Raw genomic sequence first — 22,307 nt, 5'->3', positions numbered from 1 at the left:
GCGCATAAACAGAAACGCCACGGCATGCCGTGGCGTTTCTGTTTTGCTTCAGCGTTTCATCAACCTGCCGGGCTCACCCCGCGGTCGCCGCCGATGCCGCGACCGGCGCGCTCGCTGCACCGTAGTCGACCGGCGCGTCGGCGGGACGCGGCTGGTCGCCGTTGTGCTCGATCCAGCCGCCGCCGAGCGCCTGATACAGCGTGACCAGGTTCTGCAGACGCTCCATGCGCGCGGTCACCAGCGCCTGCTGAGCCACGTACAGCGCGGTCTGCGCGGTCAGCACCGACAGATAGCTGTCGACACCGTTCTTGTAACGCAGGGTCGACAGATCCAGCCGGCGCTGCTCGGCCGCGACATCCCGCTCGAGCGCCGCGATCTGCTCGTCGTAGGTGCCGCGCGCGGCCAGTCCGTCCGCCACTTCACGGAAGGCCGTCTGGATCGCCTTTTCATACGTGGCGATCTGCACGTTCTTCTCGATGTTGGCGAGATCGAGGTTGGCCATGTTCTGACCGCCCTCGAAGATCGGCAGCGTGATCGACGGCGCGAAGCTCCATGCCGCCGAACCCGGCTTGAACAGCCCGCCGAGCGTGGGACTCAACGTGCCGGCGCTGCCGGTCAGCGTGACCCGCGGGAAGAACGCGGCGCGCGCCGCGCCGATGTTCGCGTTGGCCGCGAGCAGATTCTCCTCGGCTTCCATGATGTCCGGACGACGCGTCAGCAGATCGGACGGCAGGCCCGCCGGAATATCCGTGAGCAGATTCTGGTCGCTCAGCGGCAGGCCTGGCGACAGATCCGCCGGCAACGGCTCGCCGATCAGCAGCACCAGCGCGTTATCGGCCTGGGCCCGCAACCGCATCTGCGACTGCAGGTTCGCGCTCGCGGTCTCGACGACCGTTTGCGACTGGCGCAGATCGAGTTCCGAACCCGTGCCGTTGTCGAACTGCAGTTTGGTGATCCGGTATGACTCCTGCGCCGTAACCAGCGTGTTCTGCGTGACCTTCAGCAGATCGTCCAGTTCGAGCACCGTCATGTACTGGTTCGCCACCTGCGAGACCAGCGAAATTTCCGCGGCCTTGCGCGCCTGCGCGGTGCCGAGATACTTGGCCAACGCCTGATCCTTCAGACTCTGCACGCGCCCGAAGAAGTCAATTTCCCACGACGCGTTCAAGCCCACCGAATACGTGTTGGAGATCGTCACGCCGGTGAACGTCAGGTCCTTCGGCGTGCGCGACCTGCTTTGCGAGGCCGCGGCGTCGAGCGTCGGGAACAGACCCGCACGCACGATGCGGTACTGCGCCGCCGACGCCTGCATGTTCAGCACCGACACCCGCAGATCGCGGTTGTTCTTCAGCGCGATTTCGATCAGCTGCTGCAGACGCGGATCGACGAAGAAGTTGCGCCAGCCGATGTCGGCGGCGGCCTGGCCGTTCGCGCTGCGTGCGCCCTGCGCGCCCGGCTGCTGGTCGTACACGCCGCCGGTCGGGAAGGTCGCCGTTACGGGCGCCGCGGGCCGCTGGTAGTGCGGCGCCAGCGTGCAACCGGTGGCGAGCAGCGCGACCGCCACTGCAATCAAAGAGTGTTTTTGCATCTCAATGCCCATCCTTGCCCGAGCCATTGCCATTCGACCCGTCGGTCGTGCCACCCGTCGCACCGCCTTGCGGATCGTGCGGATGGTGCTGTTCGTAGTGGCGCAGCGCCTCATCCGGGTCTTCCTTCTCACCGCCGAACTTCGCGCGAATCACGACGAAGAACATCGGGATCATGAAGATCGCGAGGAAGGTCGCCGTCAACATGCCGCCGATCACGCCGGTACCGATCGCGTGCTGGCTGGCCGAGCCCGCGCCGTTACTGATCGCGAGCGGCAGCACGCCGAGAATGAACGCGAGCGAGGTCATCAGAATTGGTCGCAACCGTAGACGCGCCGCTTCGAGCGCGGCCTCGATCGGCCCCATGCCTTCGCTCTGCTGTAGTTCGCGCGCGAATTCCACGATCAGAATCGCGTTCTTCGCCGACAGACCCACGGTGGTCAGCAGACCCACCTGGAAGAACACGTCGTTCTCGAGCCCGCGCAGCGTCGCAGCCAGCAGTGCGCCGATCACGCCGAGCGGCACCACCATGATCACCGAGAACGGAATCGACCAGCTTTCATACAGCGCCGCGAGACACAGGAACACGACGAGAATCGAGATGCCGTACAGGATAGGCGCCTGCGAGCCCGACTGACGCTCCTGCAGCGACAGACCCGTCCACTCGTAGCCGATACCCGCCGGCAGCTTGGTGACGATCTGTTCCATCGCCACCATCGCCTGACCGGTGGACTTGCCCGGCGCGGCAGCACCCTGGATTTCCACCGACGAGATACCGTTGTAGCGCTCGAGCTTCGGCGAACCGAAGGTCCACTCGGTGTTCGTGAAGGCCGAGAACGGCACCATCGCGCCTGCGCCGTTGCGCACGAACCAGGCATTCACGTCTTCCGGTTTCATCCGGAACGGCGCGTCGCCCTGCAGGTACACCTTCTTGATCCGGCCGTCGGTGTCGAGGAAGTTCTGCACGTACGCCGAGGCCCAGGCGATCGAGAACGTCTGGTCGATTGAGGAAAGCGACACGCCGAGCGCCGAAGCCTTCTCGTGGTCGATGCTCACCTTGAACTGCGGCGTATCGTTCAGGCCGTTCGGACGCACCTGCGCGAGCGTCGGATCTTTCGCCGCCAGACCGAGCAGCATGTTGCGCGCTTCCATCAGCTTCGCGTGACCGATGCCCCCGCGGTCCTGCAACTGGAAGTCGAAGCCCGCCGCGGTGCCGAGTTCAGGAATCGACGGCGGATTGACCGGGTACACGACCGCGTTCTTGTAGCTGCTGAAGTGCATGAACAAACGCCCGACCAGTGCCTGCACCTTCTGGTCCGCGTGCTGGCGCTGCGCGTAATCCTTCATCCGCACGAACACGAGACCCGCGTTCTGGCCACGGCCCGCGAAGCTGAAGCCGTTCACCGTGAAGGTCGATTCGACGATCGCCTTCTCGTCGTTCAGCAGGTAGTCCGACACGTCCTTCAGCGCGCGCGCGGTGGTTTCCTGCGTGGAACCCGACGGCGTTTGCACCAGCACGAACATCGTGCCCTGATCTTCGTCGGGCAGGAACGACTTCGGCAGACGCACGAACAGCAGCCCCACCGCGAAGATCACCACCATGTAGATGATTAGCCAGCGGCCCGAGCGCTTGATCACGTGGTGCACGCCCGAGTGATATTTGTCGCGGCTCTTGTTGAAGGTACGGTTGAACCAGCCGAAGAAGCCGGTGGCTTTTTCGTGATGCCCCTTCGGAATCGGCTTCAGGATCGTCGCGCACAGCGCCGGCGTCAGAATCAACGCGACGAGCACGGACAGCACCATCGCCGCGACGATCGTCAGCGAGAACTGCCGGTAAATCGCCCCCACCGAGCCGCCCGAGAACGCCACCGGCACGAACACCGCCGACAGCACGAGCGCCACGCCGACGAGCGCGCCGGTGATCTGACCCATCGCCTTGCGGGTTGCTTCGCGAGGGGATAAACCCTCCTCCTGCATCACCCGCTCGACGTTTTCCACCACCACGATCGCATCATCCACCAGCAGGCCGATCGCGAGCACGAGACCGAACATCGACAGCACGTTGATCGAGAACCCGACCACGCTCATGATCGCGAACGTACCGAGCAGCACCACCGGCACCGCGATCGTCGGAATCAGCGTGGCACGGAGGTTCTGCAGGAACAGGTACATCACGAGGAACACCAGCACGATCCCTTCGAGCAGCGTCTTGACCACTTCCTCGATCGACAGACGCACGAACGGCGTCGTGTCATAGGGGTACTGCACCACCAGACCGTGCGGGAAGTACTTTGACAGTTCGGCGATCTTCGTGCGCACCGCCTTCGCGGTGGCGAGCGCGTTGGCGCCCGTGGCGAGCTGGATACCGAAGCCTGCCGTCGGCTGACCGTTGTACTTGGTGTCGAAGTTGTAGTTTTCGCCGCCGAGCTCGATGTGCGACACGTCGCGCAGACGCACCTGCGAGCCGTCCTGGTTCACCTTCAGCAGAATGCTGCCGAACTGCTCGGGCGTATTGAGCAGCGTGGCCTGCGTAATCGTGGCCTGCAGCACCTGGCCGGGCACCGACGGCGTGCCGCCGAGCGAGCCGCCCGCGACCTGCACGTTCTGCGCCTGCAGCGCACTTTCGACGTCGAGCGGCGTCAGGCCGAAGTTGTTCAGCTTGTTCGCGTCGAGCCAGATCCGCATCGCGTACTGTGAGCCAAACAGCGTCACCGTGCCCACGCCGTCGATACGGCTGATCGGATCCTGAATGTTCGACGCGACGTAGTTCGCGAGGTCGTACTTGCTCATGCTGCCGTCGGTCGACACGAACGCCATCACCATCAGGAAGCTGCTGCTCGACTTCGTGACTCGGGAGCCGAGTTGCTGCACCGCCTGCGGAAGCAGCGGCGTGGCGAGCTGCAGCTTGTTCTGCACCTGCACCTGGGCGATGTCAGGGTTGGTGCCGGCCGCGAACGTCAGCGTGATGGTGGCCGTGCCCGAGTCGTCAGAGGTCGACGCGAGATACAGCAGGTGGTCCAGACCACTCATCTGCTGCTCGATCACCTGCGTCACGGTGTTTTCCACCGTCTTCGCCGAAGCACCCGGATAGGTTGCGCTGATCTGGATGGCCGGCGGCGCGATGGTCGGGTATTGCGCGATCGGCAGTGTGAACACCGACGCGAGACCCGCGAGCATCAGGATGATGGCGATCACCCATGCAAAAATCGGGCGATCAATAAAGAACTTTGCCATGAGGCGGGCTCCCTGTTATTACGCGCCCGAAGCGGCGGAGGCAGGCTGAGCCGCGGGTTGAGCTGTCTGGGCGCCGCCCGCGGCCGCGTCGGACGCCGGGTTGCCGGGCAGCTGCGCCGGCACGGGCTTGACCTGCTGGCCGGGCCGCGCCTTTTCGGTGCCCTGGACGATCACGCGGTCACCCGGCTTCAGCCCGTTCGACACCACCCAGTACGAGCCGAAGGTGCCAGAGGTGACGAGCTGACGGAGCTCGACCTTGTTGTCGTTGTCGACGACGAGCGCGGTGGGCTGACCCTTCTGGTCGTGCGTGACGCCGACTTGCGGCACGATCAGCGCGTTCTGGTTCACGCCCTCTTCGATCTTCGCGCGCACGAACATGCCCGGCAGCAGCACGTGGTTCGGGTTCTTGAAGATCGCGCGCACCGTGACCGAGCCAGTGCCCGGATCGACGGTCACGTCGGTGAACTGCAGCTTGCCCTTCTCGGAATAGATGCGGCCGTCCTCCAGCACCAGCGTGACCTGCGCGGCGCCCGGGCCGGTCGTCTTCAGACGCCCTTCCTGCATGTCGCGGCGCAGCTTCAGACCATCGAGGCTCGATTGCGTGAGGTCGACGTACATCGGATCGAGCTGCTGGACCGTGGCCATCAGCGTGGCCGCGCTCTGCTGCACGAAGGCGCCCGGCGTGACCTGCGACACGCCGATCTGGCCGGTCACGGGCGAGGTCACGTCGGTATAGCCGAGGTTGATCTGCGCGGTATCGACCGCGGCCTTGCCGGCGGCGACGTCGGCGGCGGCCTGGCCTTCGGCGGCGACCGCGTTGTCGTAGTCCTGCTTGCTGACCGCGTTCGCCGCGACCAGCACCTTGTAGCGACTGGCCTGTGCGGTGGTCGTCACGAGGTTCGCCTGCGCCTTCGCGAGCGATGCCTTCGCGTTGTTCAACGACGCGATGAAGGGCGCCGGATCGATCTTGTACAGACGCTGGCCGGCCTTGACCTCGCTACCTTCGGTGAACTCGCGGCGCAGCACGATGCCGTCGACCCGCGCGCGCACTTGCGCGACGAGGAAGGCACTGGTACGGCCGGGGAGTTCCGTGACGACGGGAACGGTCGTCGGCTGAAGGGTGACGACGCCGACTTCGGGCGTCTGGGGCGGCGGGGCAGATTGTTTTGGTCCGCACGCCGCCAGCAAGATGGCAGCCGTCGCGGCACTGATTAAGCGGAATGGAACCCGTTCGACGCGCATGGAGCGACCTCTGTCAAAGACTGAGAATGAAAAAGTGCGCGCATCCCTACCCCGGGGACGACAGCGCACACAAGCGTCTCTCGACGCTCAACCGGAAGCCCACGGATGCAAACCTGCGCCTGCAGGGCGCCCTGCTATGAATGCGCCATACCGGGGAATGCCGCACAGCACCGCCGTTTGGCGGCTGCGATAGCGTTTTGGAAGACAACAGTGACGGATATTAACCGGTCGTCACGGCTTGGGCTATCCGATCGTGGGGTGCTATTATATATACATTCACGAATGCATGTAAAAGTGCGTTTATATCTTCCAGGGATCGGGGCTCGCAAATTCGCGTCGCAATTCGGTGCAGAAATAGTCAAATTGGCATCAGGCCGACTTAAAAACGCCCGCATAAACCCCAGGATCAGCGCAGGTCATACCAATATGGTCAGAAGAACCAAAGAAGAGGCGCTGGAGACGCGCAACCGCATTCTCGACGCGGCCGAACGGATCTTCTTCCAGAAGGGCGTATCGCGCACGTCGCTGGCCGATATCGCCCAGGCCGCGGGCGTGACGCGCGGCGCCATTTATTGGCACTTCGCACACAAGAGCGAGCTCTTCACCGAAATGTTCGACCGCGTGCTGCTGCCGCTCGACGAACTGAAGGCGGCATCGCTCGATCCCAACGAAATCGATCCGCTCGGGCGCATCATGGAAATCTGCGTGGTTTGCCTGCGCGACACCGCCAACGATCCCCGCCGCCGCCGCGTGTTCGACATCCTGTTTCTGAAGTGCGAGCTGGTCGAAGACATGGGGCCGGTGATGGAACGCTATCAGACCAACATGCGCGAGGGGCTCGCGAAGCTCGAGGGCGGTCTGCGCAACGCGATCTCGAAAGGCCAGATGCCCGCCGACCTCGACACGAAGCTTGCCGCGGCGATGGTGCACGCGTTCGTCGGCGGCTCGTTGCGCGACATGCTGTTTTTGCCCGACGCAACCGACTTCGGCGCGCACGCGCAGCAGATGGTGCAAGTGATGTTCGACGGCTTGCGCGTCAGTCCGGCGTTGCGCAGAAAGGCGGCGTAGGAAGCGCGCTAGCGTTGAGGATTGGCGCAGCGGGCGGTTCGGTGAACCGCCCGTTTTCTATTTGTGGACCGGACCACCCGCCTGCGCGCCGGGTTCAGGCAACCGCCCGGCGCGCTCGCGCCGCCTGATTCGACGCATAGATGTTGCCGCGCTCGAGCGGCGCGCCGCTCTTGAGCGCCGCGATCCACTGATCGGTGCTCGCGACCGCTGCGAACCGCGACTGCAGCACCACGCTGAACACGCGATGAATCTCTTCCGCGCTCGCGAAGCCCGCACTGTTTTCGTACGGCACCGAGCCGGTCGCGTCGTGCAGGAACTCGACGGCGAGGCCGGCATGCACCGCGTGGTTGATCGTCGACGCATCGCAGTTGTGGGTCATGTAGCCGGTTACGGTCAGCGTATCGATCTGCCGGGCGGCGAGCCAGTCGGCCAGATCGGTGCCGGCGAATGCGCTCGGCAGTGACTTCTCGACGAAATGATCGTGAGCGCGCGAACTCACGACCGTGTGCAGTTCCGCACCGGCACTGCCGCGCGCGAACAGCGGCGAAGTGGCGGGCGCGACGTTCTGCACGACGACGACCGGCACGCCGGCGGCGCGCGCGGCATCGATCGTGCGACCGATGTTGGCGAGCGACGTGCGCACGTCCGGAAATTCGATCGGCAGGTCGCCGCTCACGTATTCGTTCTGCACGTCGATGACGATCAGCGCACGGCGCGGCGCGGGTGTGCTCATGGCAAGGCTCCTTGTCAGAAAAACGGTCAATGGCGCGCGCCCAGCGCGATGGCTGCGGCGCGACGGCAATGACGGGATTGTTGCGCCGCTGTCTGCGCGCCGACAGCGGCCCGGATGACAAGCTTCGCTAGAATCGGGCCATACTTCTGGCATTTCATGAATGAGGCGTGCGGCATGACCACCTTCGCAACTTCCGACGATATCTCCGCTCAGGTGCCGCGCCACGTCGTCGCCGTCGTCGCGTTCGACCGCATCAGCCCGTTCCATCTGTCGGTGCCATGCGTGGTGTTCGGCGAGGACCGCCGCGGCGGCGGTGTCCCCGCCTTCGACTTCCGCGTCTGCGCCGCGGAGACCGGCGCGCTCGCGACGACCGCGGGCTTCTCGATCGCGGTTACGCACGGACTCGAAGCGCTTGCCGACGCGCAGACGATCATCGTGCCGAGCTGGCGCGACCCCGACGAAACGCCGCCCGCCGCTCTTCTCGATGCACTGAGGGCCGCGCACGAGCGCGGCGCACTGCTCGTCGGCCTGTGCCTCGGCGCTTTCGTGCTGGCCGCGGCGGGCATCCTCGATGGACGGCCCGCTTCGACGCACTGGGCCTGGGCCGACGACTTCGCGCGCCGGTATCCGCGCGTGCGGCTGGACCCCGACGTGCTGTACGTCGACGACGGCAACGTGCTGACCTCGGCCGGCACCGCCGCCGGCCTCGACTGCTGCCTGCACGTGCTGCGCAAGATTTGCGGCGCACGGGTAGCGAACCACGTCGCGCGCCGGCTGGTCGTGTCGCCGCATCGCCAGGGTGGTCAGGCGCAATACGTGCAGCAGCCGATGCCGCCGAATCCGCGCGGCGATCGTCTGTCTGGTCTGCTCGACTGGGTGAGCGGCAACCTGGCCGCGCCGCATACGCTCGACACACTGGCCGCGCGCGCGTTGATGAGCCGCCGCACCTTCACGCGACGCTTCCGGCTCACGACCGGCACCACCGTCGGCGCGTGGCTGCTCGCGCAGCGGCTCGCGCGGGCGCAACAACTGCTGGAAAGCACCGACGAGTCGGTCGAAGCGATCGCGGCGAGCGCCGGATTCGGTTCGGCCGCATCGCTGCGGCAGCATTTCGCGGACGCGTTTCGAACGTCGCCTAGCGCTTGGCGGCGGGAGTTTCGCGGGAATTAGATGACGGTGGCGGGAGCACCGCTATTTCGTAGTGGGCCACCGGAATTTCGTAGTCGCGCGGCGTGTTGCTCGCGCGTTGCATCCGGCGCTGCGCGCGACGCGCCGCGTCAATGCTCGCTGAGCCAGCGCGCGACATACAACAACAGCGCGACCAGAAAGATCATCCCGGCCCACGCCCAGTAGGGCACGACATGCTGACCAGGCTCTTGATGCGGCACGCCATGCGACCAGCTGTGCGACGCGCTTGCCGCGCGTCCGGGCAGCGCCTGGCCGTGCTCGATGCGGGTGCGCCGTGCGATGCCGCCGAGCGTGATCGGCCGCAAAAAAACGTACTGGCGACGCGGCGCCGCGCCGCTCGCGCGGTTCGGCCCCTTGCCGTGCTTGGCGCGCACGACCGCGTCGAACTCGGCGAAAAAGTCGTCGGCGATCTGCCGCAAGGCGTTCTCGAGCTGGCGCGTGGGCAACTCGGCGAGCGGACCCGACGACGTTGCCCACAACGTGTAATCGATGCGCGTGCCGCGCTCGCGCCCGTCGTCCGCGCGCAAACGCACTTCGATCTGACCGCGCAACGCGCCGATGCCCTCGGCTCGTGCCTTGAAGTTGATGGTGCGGCGCTGCGCGTCCGCCGGGCCGGAATCCTGGCCGGCAACGTGCGCGCGCGCCTGATAATGCGCGCGCAACGGGCCGAGCGGAACGGTCATCGTCAGCGCATATTCGCCGTGGGCGAGACGCACGAACGATTCGCAGTTGTCGAGGCTGGCACGCAACAGCGCGAGGTCCTGCAACGCGTCCCAGACCTCGGATGGCGGCAGTGGAATCCGTAACGCGTCGTTCAGTTCCATGACAACCTCCCCCGATGAACGCGCGACTGCGGGATCAGGACGTCTGATCGATGCGGTCGACGCGCGATGCGTAAAAAGCGAGATAGCCCTTGATGCGACTGACCTGCTCGAACGGCGCTTCGTAACACCACACAGCGTTCTCGATCACGCCATCTTCGGTGCGCAGATGGAAGTACGATGCGTCGCCCTTGAACGGGCAATGCGACGTGTGTGTCGAGCGTTCGAGCCGGGCCATATTCACGTGCTCGCGCGGGAAATAGAACACGTCGGCGAGGCCGGTCTCCGATAGCGTCAGCGCAGCCTGGGTGTCGGCCATCGTCACGCCGCCGTGAATCACGCGCACGCGATGGCCGTTGTCGCGAATCACGATGGTATGGCCGTCGGGCCGCTCCGCAGATGTCGACGCATCACTCATGTCCAGGCTCCATGGTGGGGTGGGCGCTGCACTACCGGCTGTTGCCGCATGAACGGCAAAGCCACGGGACACGCCCGTGGCTTCATTATCGGCCAAACTCCGGCCGATTGCGCGCGCTTCCTGCGCCGCGGCGGACGGATCGAGCCGCTACTTCACGTTCCAGGTGAACGCCGATTTGACGTTGCCGTGCGCGGGCACACTGACCGAGCGCGTCTGTTCGCGGTCGTTGTAGTTCGCGTGCACCGTATAGCTGCCGGGGCTCAGGCGCACCAGCATGAATGGTCCGCGCGACGTCGTGTTCAGCACTTCGCTGTTATGTGCATCCACGATGCGCACGTGCACATCGGCCAGAAAATCGGCGTTGGGTCCGGTGAAACGCAAGGTCAGTGGCCACTGGGTTCGCGCTTGTCGCAGCGCCCGCGATTCGTCGAGGCCGACACCGCCCGATACGTACGATACGTCGCCCTGCTGCTGGACTTGTGGCAGACCGCCGCCGTTGGTGTTGCCCGCGCTGGTGTTGTCGGTCGTCGAGCCACCCGTTACTCCCGCCTGCTGCGCGTATGCGCCGCCCGCCAGTCCGAGCGTGAGCGCCACGCACAGCGCGGCGGCTACGATCTTTTGCTGCTTGCGTTGCATTTCCATCAGTTCGCTCTCCTTGTTCGAGTCCTTGCTCGGACCCTGAACGGGTTAAGCAACCTACGTGCCAACCGCCCGGCAGCGTCAACCAACATGCATCACCATCGTGGCATCAAGCCGCCTGACGCCCCTCGGTCTGTCCATGCCGCTCGCGGCAGCGCGGTGGATAGGCGAAAAAAAGCCGGTCCTTGCAGTAAATGCAAAGGACCGGCAATCGCTACTACAGCTCAAACTGGGGTGGGCGATCCCTTCGAAACGCCCGGGTAACTGGATCAGCCGAGGTCAACAGGCACGAAAATCTGCGCGTTGTCCCGCTGGATCAGCAGCGCAATGCTGTTGCCTGCGCCCGAGATCATCTGCTTCAACTGATCGATGTTCGTGACCGGACGGCCGTTGACCGCGAGAATCACGTCGCCCGCCTGGATGCCGGCGCTCGCCGCCGCACCGCCCGCCTGCTGCACGAGCAGACCGTGCGACACCGACGCGCTGCTCTTCTCTTCCGGCGTCAGCGGCCGCACCGCGACCCCGAGACGGCCTTGCAACTGAGTCTGCTGATCGGTCTTGCTCGCCGACGCGACCTTCGCGTCCGAGAACGAACCAATCGTCACCTTCAGGTCCTTGCTGGCCTTATCGCGCCACACTTTCAGCGTCGCCGAACTGCCCGGCGCGAGGCCTGCGATCTTCGACGGCAGATCCGTCGAATCGTTGACTTCGTCGCCATTCACCGACAGGATCACGTCGCCCGGCTGCAAGCCAGCTTTGGCCGCCGGACCGTTGGCGTCGACCGAACTGACCAGCGCGCCTTGCGGCTTCTGCATGCCGAACGACTCGGCGAGCGTCTGGTTCAAGCCCTGCACTGCGACGCCGAGGCGTCCGCGGCTCACGTGACCGGTCTTAACGAGATCGTCCTTGACCTTGATCGCCTCGCTGATGGGGATCGCGAACGACAGACCCTGGAAGCCGCCCGTCTGCGAGTAGATCATGGAGTTGATGCCGATGACTTCGCCTTGCAGATTAAAGAGCGGACCACCCGAGTTGCCTGGGTTCACCGGCACATCGGTCTGGATGAACGGCGTGTAGTTTTCGTTGGGCAGCGTGCGCGACTTCGCGCTGATGATGCCCGAGGTCACGGTGTTGTCGAAGCCATACGGCGAGCCGATCGCGACGACCCACTGACCAACCTTGCTCTGGCGCGGATCGCCGATCTTCACGGTCGGCAGATCGCTCGCGTTGATCTTCAGCACGGCGACGTCGGACTGTTTGTCGGCGCCAACCACCTTCGCCTTGAACTCGCGCTTGTCGGTGAGCTTCACGGTGACGACGTTCGCGCCATCGACCACGTGCGCGTTCGTCAGAATGTAGCCGTCGTTGCTGATGATGAAACCCGAGCCGAGGCTCGAGCTCGGCTGGTCGGGCAAGTCGCCGCCGTCGCCGCCATCGCCGCCTTGCATGCCAGGCACGCCGCCGAAGAACCGCTTGTAGAACTGATAGAAAGGATCGTTCGGATCGATCGGCAACTGGTTGCCATGGCGGTTGCCGCCATTACCGCGCATCGCCGCTTGCTTGACCACGTGCTTCGCGCTGATGTTGACGACGGCCGGACCGTAGGTCTCGACGAGACCGGAGAAATCGGGGATACCAGTTTTGGCGGCAGCCTCGGCCGGCATCATCGCGGCGGCTTCCGCCGGCGAGATGATCTGCGGTGCGGGCACATCGCGATGGCCCGCCACATAGCCGGCTGAAAGCGCAGCGGCCACAGCTACCGCAACGGCGCCGCGGGACAAGGTTTTCGCGTTCATCATGAGCTCCTGACTGGAGAAAGTGACTTTGGATGTCGAGGAGCGTAAGGGGCGTCACTTAAAAGAATCTTAAGCAGCGCCAGATCGCGGGAACCTTATCGGACCGCCCGCAACAGCCCGTCGCAACGGCATGAACGCCGGTTTTGGCCGAACAGTAAACCACCATGCTCAAAAGCGGACGATGACCTGTAAACCACCGGCCGGCGAATCATCGAGCGAGACTTGAGCATGATGTTGCGTGGCGATCCGGCGCACGATCGCGAGACCGAGGCCACTGCCCGCCACGTCGGTGCGCGCGCGGTTCGCGCCCGCTCCCGCGCGATAGAAGCGGTCGAATACGCGCTCGCGATCGGCCGGATCGATGCCGGGGCCGCTATCGGCGATCCGCACCACCGGACGGCCGTCCTCGACGCGCAGGCTGACGTCGACACTGCCGCCGCGCGGCGTGTACTTGGTCGCGTTGTCGAGGAGGTTGTTGAACATCACGCGCAGCGCTTCGGCGTCGCCGGTCACGCTGGCAGGCTCGCTCGCCTCGATGCCGAGGTCGACGCCGCGATTCAGCGCGAGCGGCGCGTAGGTCGCGACGCACTCCTGAAGCAGCTCGCGCAGATCGAGCGCCCCGGCGACGGCGGCGCCGTCCGGCTCGGCGCGCGCGAGCGCGAGCAGTTGCTCGGCGAGCCGCGTCGCGCGCGTGACGCCCGCCTGCAAATCCGCGAGCGCTTCGCCGCGGGCCGTGTCGTCCTTGGCTCGCGCAACCAGTTGCGCCTGAATCTGTACCGCGGCAAGCGGCGTGCGCAATTCGTGCGCGGCATCGGCAACGAAAGCTTTCTGGATATCGAGCGCGGTCGCGAGCCGCTGCAGCAGCCCGTTCAGCGCCCGCACGAGCGGCCGCACTTCGAGCGGCAGACGCTGATCGGGCAATGGATCAAGCGCTTCGGGATGACGCAAGTCGAGCGCGCTCGTCACGCGCCGCAGCGGCTGTAGCCCACGGCCGACGATCACCCACACCGCGAGCCCGAGCAGAGGCAGCAGCACGATCAGCGGCCACAGCGTGCGCAGCGCGACATCGGCGGCGAGCCGGTTGCGCACCGACAGCGGCTGCGCGAGCTGCACGACGTTATCGCCGACGATCGCGCCATACACGCGCCATTCGCCGCGGTCGGTGCGCTCGGTCGAAAAACCCAGTTCGGCGCGCGGCGCGAGCGGCGCGCGCGGCCGCGAGTAATACATCAGCATGCCGTTGCGGTTCCAGATCTGAAGCACGATGCCCTCGTCGCCGGTATCGCGGCCGAGCACCTGCGAGAAAGGTTCCGCCGGCAGCGCCGCGGCGATCTGCTCGAGCTGGTAGTCGAACAGTTCGTTCGCTTCGGCGAGCGCCTGCCGGTAGATCAGCCAACCCGCGATGCCGACGCCGAGCAGCATGAGCGCCAGCAGCCAGAACAACAGTTGTCGGCGAATCGAGCGCATCGGCTCAGGCGTCCTTCGCGATCATGTAGCCCAGCCCGCGCACGTTGCGGATCAGATCGGCGCCGAGCTTCTTGCGCAGCGCGTGGATATAGACCTCGACGGTGTTGCTGCCGATCTCCTCGCCCCAGCCGTACATCTTTTCCTCGAGCTGGCTCTTTGAAAGCACCGCGCCGGGCCGCGCGAGCAGCGCTTCGAGCAACGCGAATTCGCGCGCGGACAGCGCGACCGGCGCGCCATCGAGCGTCACCTGGTGCGACGCGGGATCGAGGGTCAAGTTGCCGTGGCGAATCGTCGAATCGCTGCGGCCGGCTTGGCGCCGGATCAGCGCTCGCATGCGCGCGCCGAGTTCGTCGAGATCGAAAGGTTTGACAAGGTAATCGTCAGCGCCGGCGTCGAGGCCTTTGACACGATCGGCCACCGCGTCGCGCGCGGTGACGATCAGCACCGGCAGCGCATTGCCGCGCGCGCGCAGTGCGCGCAGCACTTCGAGACCGTCGCGCTTGGGCAGACCGAGGTCGAGCAACGCGAGGTCGTAAGGCTGGGCGGCCGCCGCGTGCAGCGCCGCTTCGCCGTCCTCGACCCAATCGACGGCAAAGCCTTCGCCGCGCAGCGCCTTGCGCACGCCTTCGGCGATCATCCGGTCATCTTCGACTAGCAGGATGCGCATGGTTGTCCGTTCCAAATCATTGGATGATGCCGCATTCTAGCGCCCGCTTCCGGCCTGCGCGGTGTGTGGCGCTTTTTTCACCGCAGCGTCGCAGCATGTCACTACAATGGGCGCTTTGCGTCGCGCGACGGCCGTTGGGCAGCGCGACGGCGCGCTACCGCGCCATCGAACCGCCCAGCTTGCCGTTTCATTCTCCCGCGCACGCCGCGCGCAGCACACCTTGAAATCCCGCTCGTCCGTTCTCCCGTTCACCCGTTCATGACGCACGCTTTTCTGTCTTCCGTCGCACGCCCTATGGCGCTGCGCTCGCGCCGTATGCTCCATCGCGCAGTCTTCATGCCTAACCGCTTCGCGACGCGCGCGGCCGTCTGGCTCTGCGCCGCCGCGCTCGGCGCGGGCGCGCTGCTGCCGCTGGCCGCGCAGGCACGCATCAAGGCCACCCATCCGAGCGTCAACGTCACGACGGTACTGCCGCAACCGGTGATGGCCGGTCTGCACCGCGCGCACGTGCCGTTGTCGTCGATCAGCGTGGTCGTCGAAAAGGTCGGCGATCGCACGCCGATCCTCGCGCTGAACGCCGGCAAGCCGATGATGCCCGCCTCGACGATGAAGCTCGTCACCACCTATGCAGGCCTGTCGATCCTCGGCCCCGGCTACCGCTGGCGCACCAGCGCATACGCGGACGGCCCGCTCGACGCGAGCGGCGTGCTGCACGGCAATCTGTACATCCAGGGCACCGGCGACCCGAAGCTCGTGCCCGAAGAGCTGATCGACCTCGTGCAGAAGATTCACAAGGCGGGCATCAACGGCATCGACGGCGCGCTGGTGCTCGACAAGCGCTACTTTGATCCGTCGACCCGTGACCTGCCCGCGTTCGACGACGACGTGAACGCGCCGTACAACGTCGGCCCCGATCCGCTTCTGTACGCGTTCAAATCGCTGTCGTTCACGCTGACGCCATCGCCGGACGGCACAGTGGCGATCGACGTGCTGCCCGCGCTCGCTCAGTTGCGCATCGACAACCAGTTGCGCGCGACGAACGGCCCATGCCGCGGCGAACTGCCGACGCCGACCGTCACGCCACAGCCTGACGGCACACTCGTTGCGTCGTTCATCGGCGACCTGCCGGTGCGTTGCGACTCGCGCACGATCAACGTCGCGGTGCTGGATCACTCGACGTTCTTCGCGCGCGGCTTCCTCGCGCTGTGGCAGCAAACTGGCGGCACCTTCACGGGCACGATCCGCGAAGGCGCGGTGCCCGTCGGCGCGAAGCTCGTCGCGACGCATGAGGGGCCGATGCTGTCGGACATCGTTCGCGACATCAACAAGTTCAGCAACAACACGATGGCGCGCAACCTGTTCCTGACGATCGGCGCCGCCGAGGAAAGGGCGCCCGCCACACCCGCGAAAGCCGCGCGCGCGGTCGAGGCTTTCCTGACGCGCGACAGCCTGAACACCGAATACCTATCGCTCGACAACGGCTCGGGCCTGTCGCGCGACGAACACATCACCGCGCTCGCGCTCGCCGATGTGCTGCAGCGCGCGAACGCGAGCCCGGTCGCGCAGGTGTTCGTCGATTCGCTGCCGATCGCCGGTGTCGACGGCACGATGCGCAACCGCCTGACCAGCCAGGGCGCGGGCGGCAACGCCCATATCAAGACCGGCACGCTGCGCGACGTGCGCGCGATCGCGGGCTACGTCGCATCGGCCGACGGCAACAGCTACATCGTCGTCAGCCTGATCAACGATCCGCATTCGGAAGCGGCGCGCGCCGCGCACGACGCGCTGCTCGAATGGGTGTACGAAGGCCCGTCGCAGGGCTTCACGAAGGTCTCCGCGCCCATCGAGGAAGTGCGCGAGAAGCCCAGGAAAAACCCGCGCAAGCGCGGCGGCCACTGAGTATTCCTTCTAGCGATGCCGCGCGCGGCAAGCTTCTAACCGTGTACGCTGTCGGGCAACATGCGGTGCGCGACATCACGCGCTTGCCGCGCAGGGCGCCGGTCGTCGGACCGCGCGACCTTCACCAACGATAACGACACCACCCGCCGCGTACCGCGCGGCGGTCAGGGACCAGGAAGGGAGACACGATGCAATTCGATGCCGAATTGCTGCTGCTCGCCATGGCGCCCGTCTTTCTTGCCTGCATCGGCTGGGAGGCGTGGCACGCGAGCCGCACGCGCCCGGCCGAGAGGCTCTACAGCTGGCGCGACACGCTGTGCAACGCCGCCCTCGCGCTGCTGCAGCAGGCGGCCGACAAGCTCGCATGGCTCGCGATCATCCCTGTCTACGCGTTCTTCTACGAGCACTACCGCATTCATACATGGCCGGCGACGTGGCTGTCGTTCGTCGTGCTGTTCGTCGCGCAGGACCTGCTCTATTACGTGTTTCATCGCTGCAGTCATCGGGTGCGCTGGCTGTGGGCCGCGCACGTCGTGCACCACTCGTCGGAGCGGATGAATTTTTCGACCGCGTTCCGCCAGAGCCTGATGTATCCGATCTCCGGCATGTGGGTGTTCTGGATTCCGCTCGCGTTCCTCGGCTTTGCCCCTAAGCAGATCGTCGCGATCGTGCTGATCAATCTCGGCTTCCAGTTCTTCGTGCATACGCAGGTGATCGGCAAGCTCGGCTGGCTCGAGTACGTGTTCAACACGCCGTCGATCCATCGTGTGCATCATGCGCGCAACGATCGCTACATCGATCGCAATTACGCAGGTGTACTGGTGATCTGGGATCGCCTGTTCGGCAGCTACGTCGACGAAGATCCGCACGAGGCGCCGCAGTACGGCATCGTCGAGCCGCTTTACACGTACAACCCGCTGAAGGCGACGTTTCACGAATGGGCGTCGATGGCCGCGGACTTCGCGAGCGTGCGCGGCTGGCGCAACAAGTGGAGCGCGCTGTTCGCGCCGCCCGCCTGGGCCGCCGCTTATCATGCGCAGCAGCGCGCGGTGTTGCCTGGCGGCGCCAGCGGCCTCCACGCGGGATCGAACTTGCATACGCATGCGGGTACGAACGACATCATGAGCAAAGCTTCCGCCGAACTACCCGGCTTGAACACCAACCATACGGCCGCGCTGCGGACATCGCGCAGGCCGTAGAAGATTCTGTAAGCTGTCGTCACGCCGCCAACGCGGTGGACGCCGCCTGCAACGCATGGCATCAAGGGCCACATATAAGAGGAGATGTAGTCAACATGAATCAAACCGCTTCGAAGAAACAGCAATGGTTGCGCGTCACGCAGATCGCCGTGGCGAGCGCCGCGTTCGCCGCGCTGGCGGCATGCGGCGGTGGCGGCGACAACAATAGTTCGAGCAGCAACACGCCGCCGGGGGGCGTCTCGCTGCAGGTCGTGTCGTTCGGCGACAGCCTGTCGGATGTCGGCACCTACCAGGCCGCGGTTCAGGCGAACGTCGGCACGGGCGGCGGCCGCTTCACGACCAATCCGGGCGAAATCTGGACGCAGAAGGTCGCCGAGTACTACGGCGGCACGCTCACCCCCGCCTACGTCGGCGGCTTCGGCAACCCGCTCACCGCGGCGGGCGGTCTCGGTTATGCGCAAGGCGGATCGCGTGTCGATTTGCAACCGGGCATCGGCTTCGCGCCGAACAGCATGGCCGCGACTACGGTGCCGGTCACGACACAGGTCAGCCAGTATCTGTCTGCGCACAACAACAGCTTCAATGGGAACCAGCTCGTGCTGATCAACGGCGGCGCGAACGACATCTTCATCGCGGTGCAAACGATCTCGGCTGCCAGCGCGCAAGCGGCGGCAACGGCGGCGGCGGCGATCGCAAACGGCGCCAACCCGGCCGACGCGCAGGCGGCAGCAACTGCCGCGATCCAGTCGGTCGCGCAGGCCCAAGGAGCGGCGATCGTGACCGCGGCGACCAAGTTCGTCGGCACAGTGCAAAAGATCGTCGCCGCGGGCGCGCAACATGTGGTGGTGTCGAACGTGCCTGATATCGCGAAAACGCCGCAAGGCCTCGCCGCGGGCCCACAAGGCCTGGCAGTCATCGACGGGCTGGTCCAGGCCTACAACAGCGTGCTGAAGCAAGGCCTCGCGTCGACCTCGCAGGTCATCTACCTGGACTCGTACACGTTGCTGGACCAGACGTTGGCCAACTATCAGGCGCTCGGCTTCACCGTGTCGAATACGGGCACCGCGTGTAACTTGGCGTCGATGAACGCGGCCGCGACCGCCTACGCGACGAAGAACCCGAGCGTGCTCGCATCCGGTCAGACGCCCGCGGATTTCGGCAACTTACTCGCGTCGTCGCTGTTCTGCTCGCCGCAGACCTACACGGTGGCCGGCGCGGACCAGAGCTACGTTTTCGCCGACCTCGTGCATCCGAGCACCCATACGGGCGCGCTGATCGCGCAGCAGGTCGAGAAGCAAATCGCTGCTAGCGGGCTTGGCAAGTAACACAGCGTCAAGCTTGCCTGGATAGCAAAAGGCCCGGCTCGTTGAACGAGCCGGGCCTTTGCCTTTTTCGGGTAGCCGCGCTATGCACCGCAGCGAGCCGATCGCATCAGTTCTGCGCTTCGAATGCCGCCGCCGCGCGCCCGAGCCGATCGTTGACCGCGATCCATTCGATCGTGTCCGGCAGCTTCTCGATCAGAATTCGCGTGACGTTCGCGCGATCGAGCGCGCGCAGCAAGCCGTAGAGTTCGCGTGCATAGACGTGCGGATCTTCCGGCGCGGCGACGAAATGCACGCCGTCGGCATCGGCCCACTGTCCCGCACGCGACGCGCGCGCGACCAGCGCGACGCGCTCGCCCTGCTCGCGCACCGCGAGCAGCGGCTCGAGCTCGCTGAACGGCAGCAGCGCGAGCGGCGTGCGCGGCGCGTAATGCGCTTTCAACGTGCCCGACGCGCGTGGCGCGGTCGCGTCCGACCCGTCGGGCAGACGCGGCGCCTCGCCGAGCACGTCGGCGATATCCTGCGGCGTCACGCGACCTGGCCTCAGCAGCGCCGGAAAGCCGCGCGACAGATCCAGAATCGTCGACTCGATGCCGACATCCGACGCGCCGCCATCGAGCACATGAATCGCGCTGCCGAACTCGTCGCGCACATGCTGCGCGGCGGTTGGGCTCACATGTCCGAAGCGGTTGGCCGACGGCGCGGCGACGCCGCCATGCCCGCTGCGCAACGCGCTGAACGCTTCGAGCAACGCCTGCGCAACCGGATGCGACGGGCAGCGCAAGCCCACCGAGTCCTGTCCGCCGCTGACCGCCGCGGGTATGCGCGCGGCGCGCTTGAGGATCAGCGTCAGCGGTCCCGGCCAGAATGCGTCGATCAGGCGCTGTGCATCGGATGGCAAATGTTCGACCCAGTAGTTCGGATCGCCGTGCGGCGCGAGATGCACGATCACCGGATGATTGGCCGGCCGCCCCTTCGCCGCGTAAATGCGCGCGACCGCGTCCGGGTTCTCGGCATCGCCGCCGAGGCCGTACACGGTCTCCGTCGGAAACGCGACCAGCCCACCCGCGTCGAGCAAGGCCGCCGCCTGCTCGATCTGCGCCGCGCTGACCGGCAACGCGTTGGTAGCGTCCTCGGCGGGTTTCTGTTGATCCGGCATGGCGCGCGCTTCAGCTGGTAGCGATATGCAGCAGCCGCGCGCAATCGCGCGCCGCCGTGCGGGCTTCTTCGAGCGTCGACGCGGTGAAGTTCACGTGACCCATCTTGCGGCCGCAACGCGCCTCTTCCTTGCCGTACAGATGCAGGCGCGCGGCCGGCATCGCCGCGACTTCCTGCCACGGCGGCGTGACCGCCGCGCGCTTCGGACCGTCCGGGAACCACACGTCGCCGAGGATGTTCAGCATCACCGCCGGCGAATGCTGGCGCGTGTCGCCGAGCGGCATGCTGGTCATCGCGCGCACCTGCTGCTCGAACTGGCTCGTCGCGCACGCGTCGACCGTGTAGTGGCCGGAGTTGTGCGGACGCGGCGCCATTTCGTTGGCGACCAGCGAGCCGTCTTCGAGAACGAAGAACTCGACGCACAGCACGCCGACATAGCCGAGCTTCCCGGCGATCTGCAGCGCGGCCTGTTGAGCCTGCTGCACGAGCGCGGGCGATGCGTCCGGCGCGGGAACGATGGTGTGCGACAGCACGCCGTCGCGATGGGTGTTCTGCGCAAGCGGATAGACAACCGACGCCCCGCTCGCCGTGCGCGCGATCAGCGCCGACACTTCGAACTTCAGCGGCAGGCGCTTCTCCAGCACGCACGGCACGCCGCCGAGCGATGCATGCGCCTCGCGCACTTCCTCGGCGTTGCGCACGCGAACCTGGCCCTTGCCGTCGTAACCCATGCGCGCCGTTTTCAGGATGCCGGGCAGCACCGCTTCGAGCTCGGCATCGCCCAGCGCCGCAAGCGCATCCGACGACTCGATCACGACGTGCGGCGCAACCGTCACGCCCGACGACGCGATAAAGCGCTTCTCGGCGATCCGGTCTTGCGCGACGGCGACGCAACGCCCGGCCGGGCTCACGAAGGTAGTCTTGCCGAGAAAGTCGAGGCTCGCGGCCGGCACGTTCTCGAATTCGGTCGACACCGCCGCGCACAGCCGCGCGAGTTCGGTCAGCGCCGCTTCGTCGTCGTAGGCTGCGCGCAGGTGGCGGTCGGCGACCGCGCCGGCCGGGCTGGTTTCGTCCGGATCGAGCACGGCGACGCGATAGCCCATCGCCTGGGCGGCAAAACAGAACATGCGGCCGAGCTGGCCGCCACCGACCATGCCAAGCCATGCGCCGGGCAGAATCGGTGAAACCGGTGTGTTGTCTGGGTTCATCTTGGTGGTCGGTCGCAGCCGGATACGCGTCGCGCTCGCATACAGAGCGGCGGGCACCCGGCCGGGGGTCGGACAGGGGACGTCTTATCAAACAACCGGCGCGCTTACAGCGCCGGCAATACCATCGCGTGAGCCGCTTCGTTCTGGCGCACGCGGAATGCAGCGAGCTTGTCCGCGTATTCGGTGCTGGTGCCGGACAGCAGCGACACCGCGAACAGCGCCGCGTTCGCGGCGCCCGCCTCGCCGATCGCAAAGGTCGCGACCGGCACGCCCTTGGGCATCTGCACGATCGAATGCAGCGAATCGACGCCCTTCAGATACTTGCTCGCGACCGGCACGCCGAGCACCGGCACCGTGGTCTTCGCGGCCAGCATGCCCGGCAGGTGTGCGGCGCCGCCCGCGCCCGCGATGATTGCGCGAATGCCGCGCTCGCGCGCGCTTTCAGCATAGGCGAACATTTCGTCTGGCATGCGGTGCGCGGACACGACCTTCGCTTCGTACGGCACGCCGAATTCCTGCAGAATCGCGACGGCGTTTTTCATCACTTCCCAGTCGGAACTGGAGCCCATCAATACGCCGACGACCGGCGCATCATGCTTGTGGGCGGTTTGTGCTTCACTCATCTTTACGGCTTCCTTGTTTCCGGGCGATGCGCGCCTGAC

18 protein-coding genes are annotated in these 22,307 nt (G+C 65.9%); 5 read left to right on the top strand and 13 right to left on the bottom strand.

All coding sequences use genetic code 11. From position 1 onward, the window contains the following. Window positions 1–73: 73 nt before the first annotated feature. Genes QFZ94_RS15675 through QFZ94_RS15665 form a run of 3 tightly spaced genes read right to left on the bottom strand, consistent with a single transcriptional unit; the run spans window position 74 to window position 6,062 of the window. Window positions 74–1,588 carry an efflux transporter outer membrane subunit gene (locus QFZ94_RS15675; RefSeq protein WP_429458037.1) on the bottom strand — a complete coding sequence of 505 codons (1,515 nt, stop codon included), beginning with the start codon at window positions 1,586–1,588 and terminating at the stop codon, window positions 74–76. A 1-nt stretch (window position 1,589) separates the two neighbouring features. Beyond that, window positions 1,590–4,820, bottom strand: coding sequence for an efflux RND transporter permease subunit (locus tag QFZ94_RS15670; RefSeq protein WP_368583955.1), 3,231 nt, complete (start codon window positions 4,818–4,820; stop codon window positions 1,590–1,592). A gap of 18 nt (window positions 4,821–4,838) precedes the next feature. Then, window positions 4,839–6,062, bottom strand: coding sequence for an efflux RND transporter periplasmic adaptor subunit (locus QFZ94_RS15665; RefSeq protein ID WP_429458034.1), 1,224 nt, complete (start codon window positions 6,060–6,062; stop codon window positions 4,839–4,841). A gap of 426 nt (window positions 6,063–6,488) precedes the next feature. Between QFZ94_RS15665 and QFZ94_RS15660 the strand changes: the two genes are divergently transcribed. Next, the gene (locus QFZ94_RS15660) at window positions 6,489–7,130 is read left to right on the top strand and encodes a TetR family transcriptional regulator (RefSeq protein ID WP_368583957.1); all 642 of its coding nucleotides are present in this window, start codon (window positions 6,489–6,491) and stop codon (window positions 7,128–7,130) included. Window positions 7,131–7,224: 94 nt separating this feature from the next. Here QFZ94_RS15660 and QFZ94_RS15655 read toward each other — a convergent pair whose 3' ends face one another. Beyond that, window positions 7,225–7,863, bottom strand: coding sequence for a cysteine hydrolase family protein (locus QFZ94_RS15655; RefSeq protein ID WP_429458031.1), 639 nt, complete (start codon window positions 7,861–7,863; stop codon window positions 7,225–7,227). 174 nt (window positions 7,864–8,037) lie between these two features. Here QFZ94_RS15655 and QFZ94_RS15650 point away from each other — a divergent pair, with 174 nt between their 5' ends. Then, entirely contained in the window at window positions 8,038–9,033 is a 996-nt protein-coding gene (locus tag QFZ94_RS15650; RefSeq protein ID WP_429458028.1) for a helix-turn-helix domain-containing protein, read from the top strand. Between the two features lie 107 nt (window positions 9,034–9,140). On the opposite strand, the gene QFZ94_RS15645 is transcribed toward QFZ94_RS15650, so the two are convergent. The 6 genes from QFZ94_RS15645 to QFZ94_RS15620 form a co-directional block, all read right to left on the bottom strand. Continuing rightward, entirely contained in the window at window positions 9,141–9,875 is a 735-nt protein-coding gene (locus QFZ94_RS15645) for a CoxG family protein (RefSeq protein ID WP_429458026.1), read from the bottom strand. Between the two features lie 34 nt (window positions 9,876–9,909). Beyond that, on the bottom strand, window positions 9,910–10,290 hold the full coding sequence (locus QFZ94_RS15640) for a DUF427 domain-containing protein (protein ID WP_013090413.1): 381 nt from the start codon (window positions 10,288–10,290) through the stop codon (window positions 9,910–9,912). A gap of 147 nt (window positions 10,291–10,437) precedes the next feature. Next, window positions 10,438–10,932 carry a carboxypeptidase regulatory-like domain-containing protein gene (locus tag QFZ94_RS15635; protein ID WP_429458024.1) on the bottom strand — a complete coding sequence of 165 codons (495 nt, stop codon included), beginning with the start codon at window positions 10,930–10,932 and terminating at the stop codon, window positions 10,438–10,440. Window positions 10,933–11,198: 266 nt separating this feature from the next. Then, window positions 11,199–12,725: a DegQ family serine endoprotease gene (locus tag QFZ94_RS15630; protein WP_429458022.1), complete on the bottom strand. Its 1,527-nt coding sequence runs from the start codon at window positions 12,723–12,725 to the stop codon at window positions 11,199–11,201. A 168-nt stretch (window positions 12,726–12,893) separates the two neighbouring features. After that, a complete protein-coding gene (locus tag QFZ94_RS15625; protein ID WP_429458020.1) occupies window positions 12,894–14,192 on the bottom strand; it encodes an ATP-binding protein in 1,299 nt (432 codons plus the stop codon). 4 nt (window positions 14,193–14,196) lie between these two features. Then, window positions 14,197–14,859 carry a response regulator gene (locus QFZ94_RS15620; protein WP_429458018.1) on the bottom strand — a complete coding sequence of 221 codons (663 nt, stop codon included), beginning with the start codon at window positions 14,857–14,859 and terminating at the stop codon, window positions 14,197–14,199. Between the two features lie 315 nt (window positions 14,860–15,174). Between QFZ94_RS15620 and dacB the strand changes: the two genes are divergently transcribed. The 3 genes from dacB (at window position 15,175) to QFZ94_RS15605 (ending at window position 19,282) form a co-directional block, all read left to right on the top strand. Further along, window positions 15,175–16,758 carry a D-alanyl-D-alanine carboxypeptidase/D-alanyl-D-alanine endopeptidase gene (dacB, locus tag QFZ94_RS15615; RefSeq protein ID WP_429461833.1) on the top strand — a complete coding sequence of 528 codons (1,584 nt, stop codon included), beginning with the start codon at window positions 15,175–15,177 and terminating at the stop codon, window positions 16,756–16,758. Between the two features lie 188 nt (window positions 16,759–16,946). Continuing rightward, window positions 16,947–17,957, top strand: coding sequence for a sterol desaturase family protein (locus QFZ94_RS15610; protein WP_410848569.1), 1,011 nt, complete (start codon window positions 16,947–16,949; stop codon window positions 17,955–17,957). 95 nt (window positions 17,958–18,052) lie between these two features. Beyond that, a complete protein-coding gene (locus QFZ94_RS15605; protein ID WP_429458016.1) occupies window positions 18,053–19,282 on the top strand; it encodes an SGNH/GDSL hydrolase family protein in 1,230 nt (409 codons plus the stop codon). Between the two features lie 106 nt (window positions 19,283–19,388). On the opposite strand, the gene QFZ94_RS15600 is transcribed toward QFZ94_RS15605, so the two are convergent. The 3 genes from QFZ94_RS15600 to purE all read right to left on the bottom strand — a co-directional run bounded on the left by QFZ94_RS15600 (window position 19,389) and on the right by purE (window position 22,268). Further along, the gene (locus QFZ94_RS15600) at window positions 19,389–20,438 is read right to left on the bottom strand and encodes an L-threonylcarbamoyladenylate synthase (protein WP_429458014.1); all 1,050 of its coding nucleotides are present in this window, start codon (window positions 20,436–20,438) and stop codon (window positions 19,389–19,391) included. Between the two features lie 10 nt (window positions 20,439–20,448). Then, window positions 20,449–21,645 (bottom strand): 5-(carboxyamino)imidazole ribonucleotide synthase, encoded by a 1,197-nt coding sequence (locus QFZ94_RS15595; protein ID WP_429458011.1) that lies wholly within the window; start codon window positions 21,643–21,645, stop codon window positions 20,449–20,451. A 104-nt stretch (window positions 21,646–21,749) separates the two neighbouring features. Then, on the bottom strand, window positions 21,750–22,268 hold the full coding sequence (purE, locus tag QFZ94_RS15590) for a 5-(carboxyamino)imidazole ribonucleotide mutase (RefSeq protein WP_368583969.1): 519 nt from the start codon (window positions 22,266–22,268) through the stop codon (window positions 21,750–21,752). Between the last annotated feature and the right edge of the window lie 39 nt (window positions 22,269–22,307).

Origin of the sequence: Paraburkholderia sp. JPY465 (assembly GCF_050436725.1) — a bacterium.
In the GTDB taxonomy this organism is placed as follows: Bacteria; Pseudomonadota; Gammaproteobacteria; order Burkholderiales; family Burkholderiaceae; genus Paraburkholderia; species Paraburkholderia youngii.
This window is presented reverse-complemented; position numbering and strand designations above follow the sequence as displayed.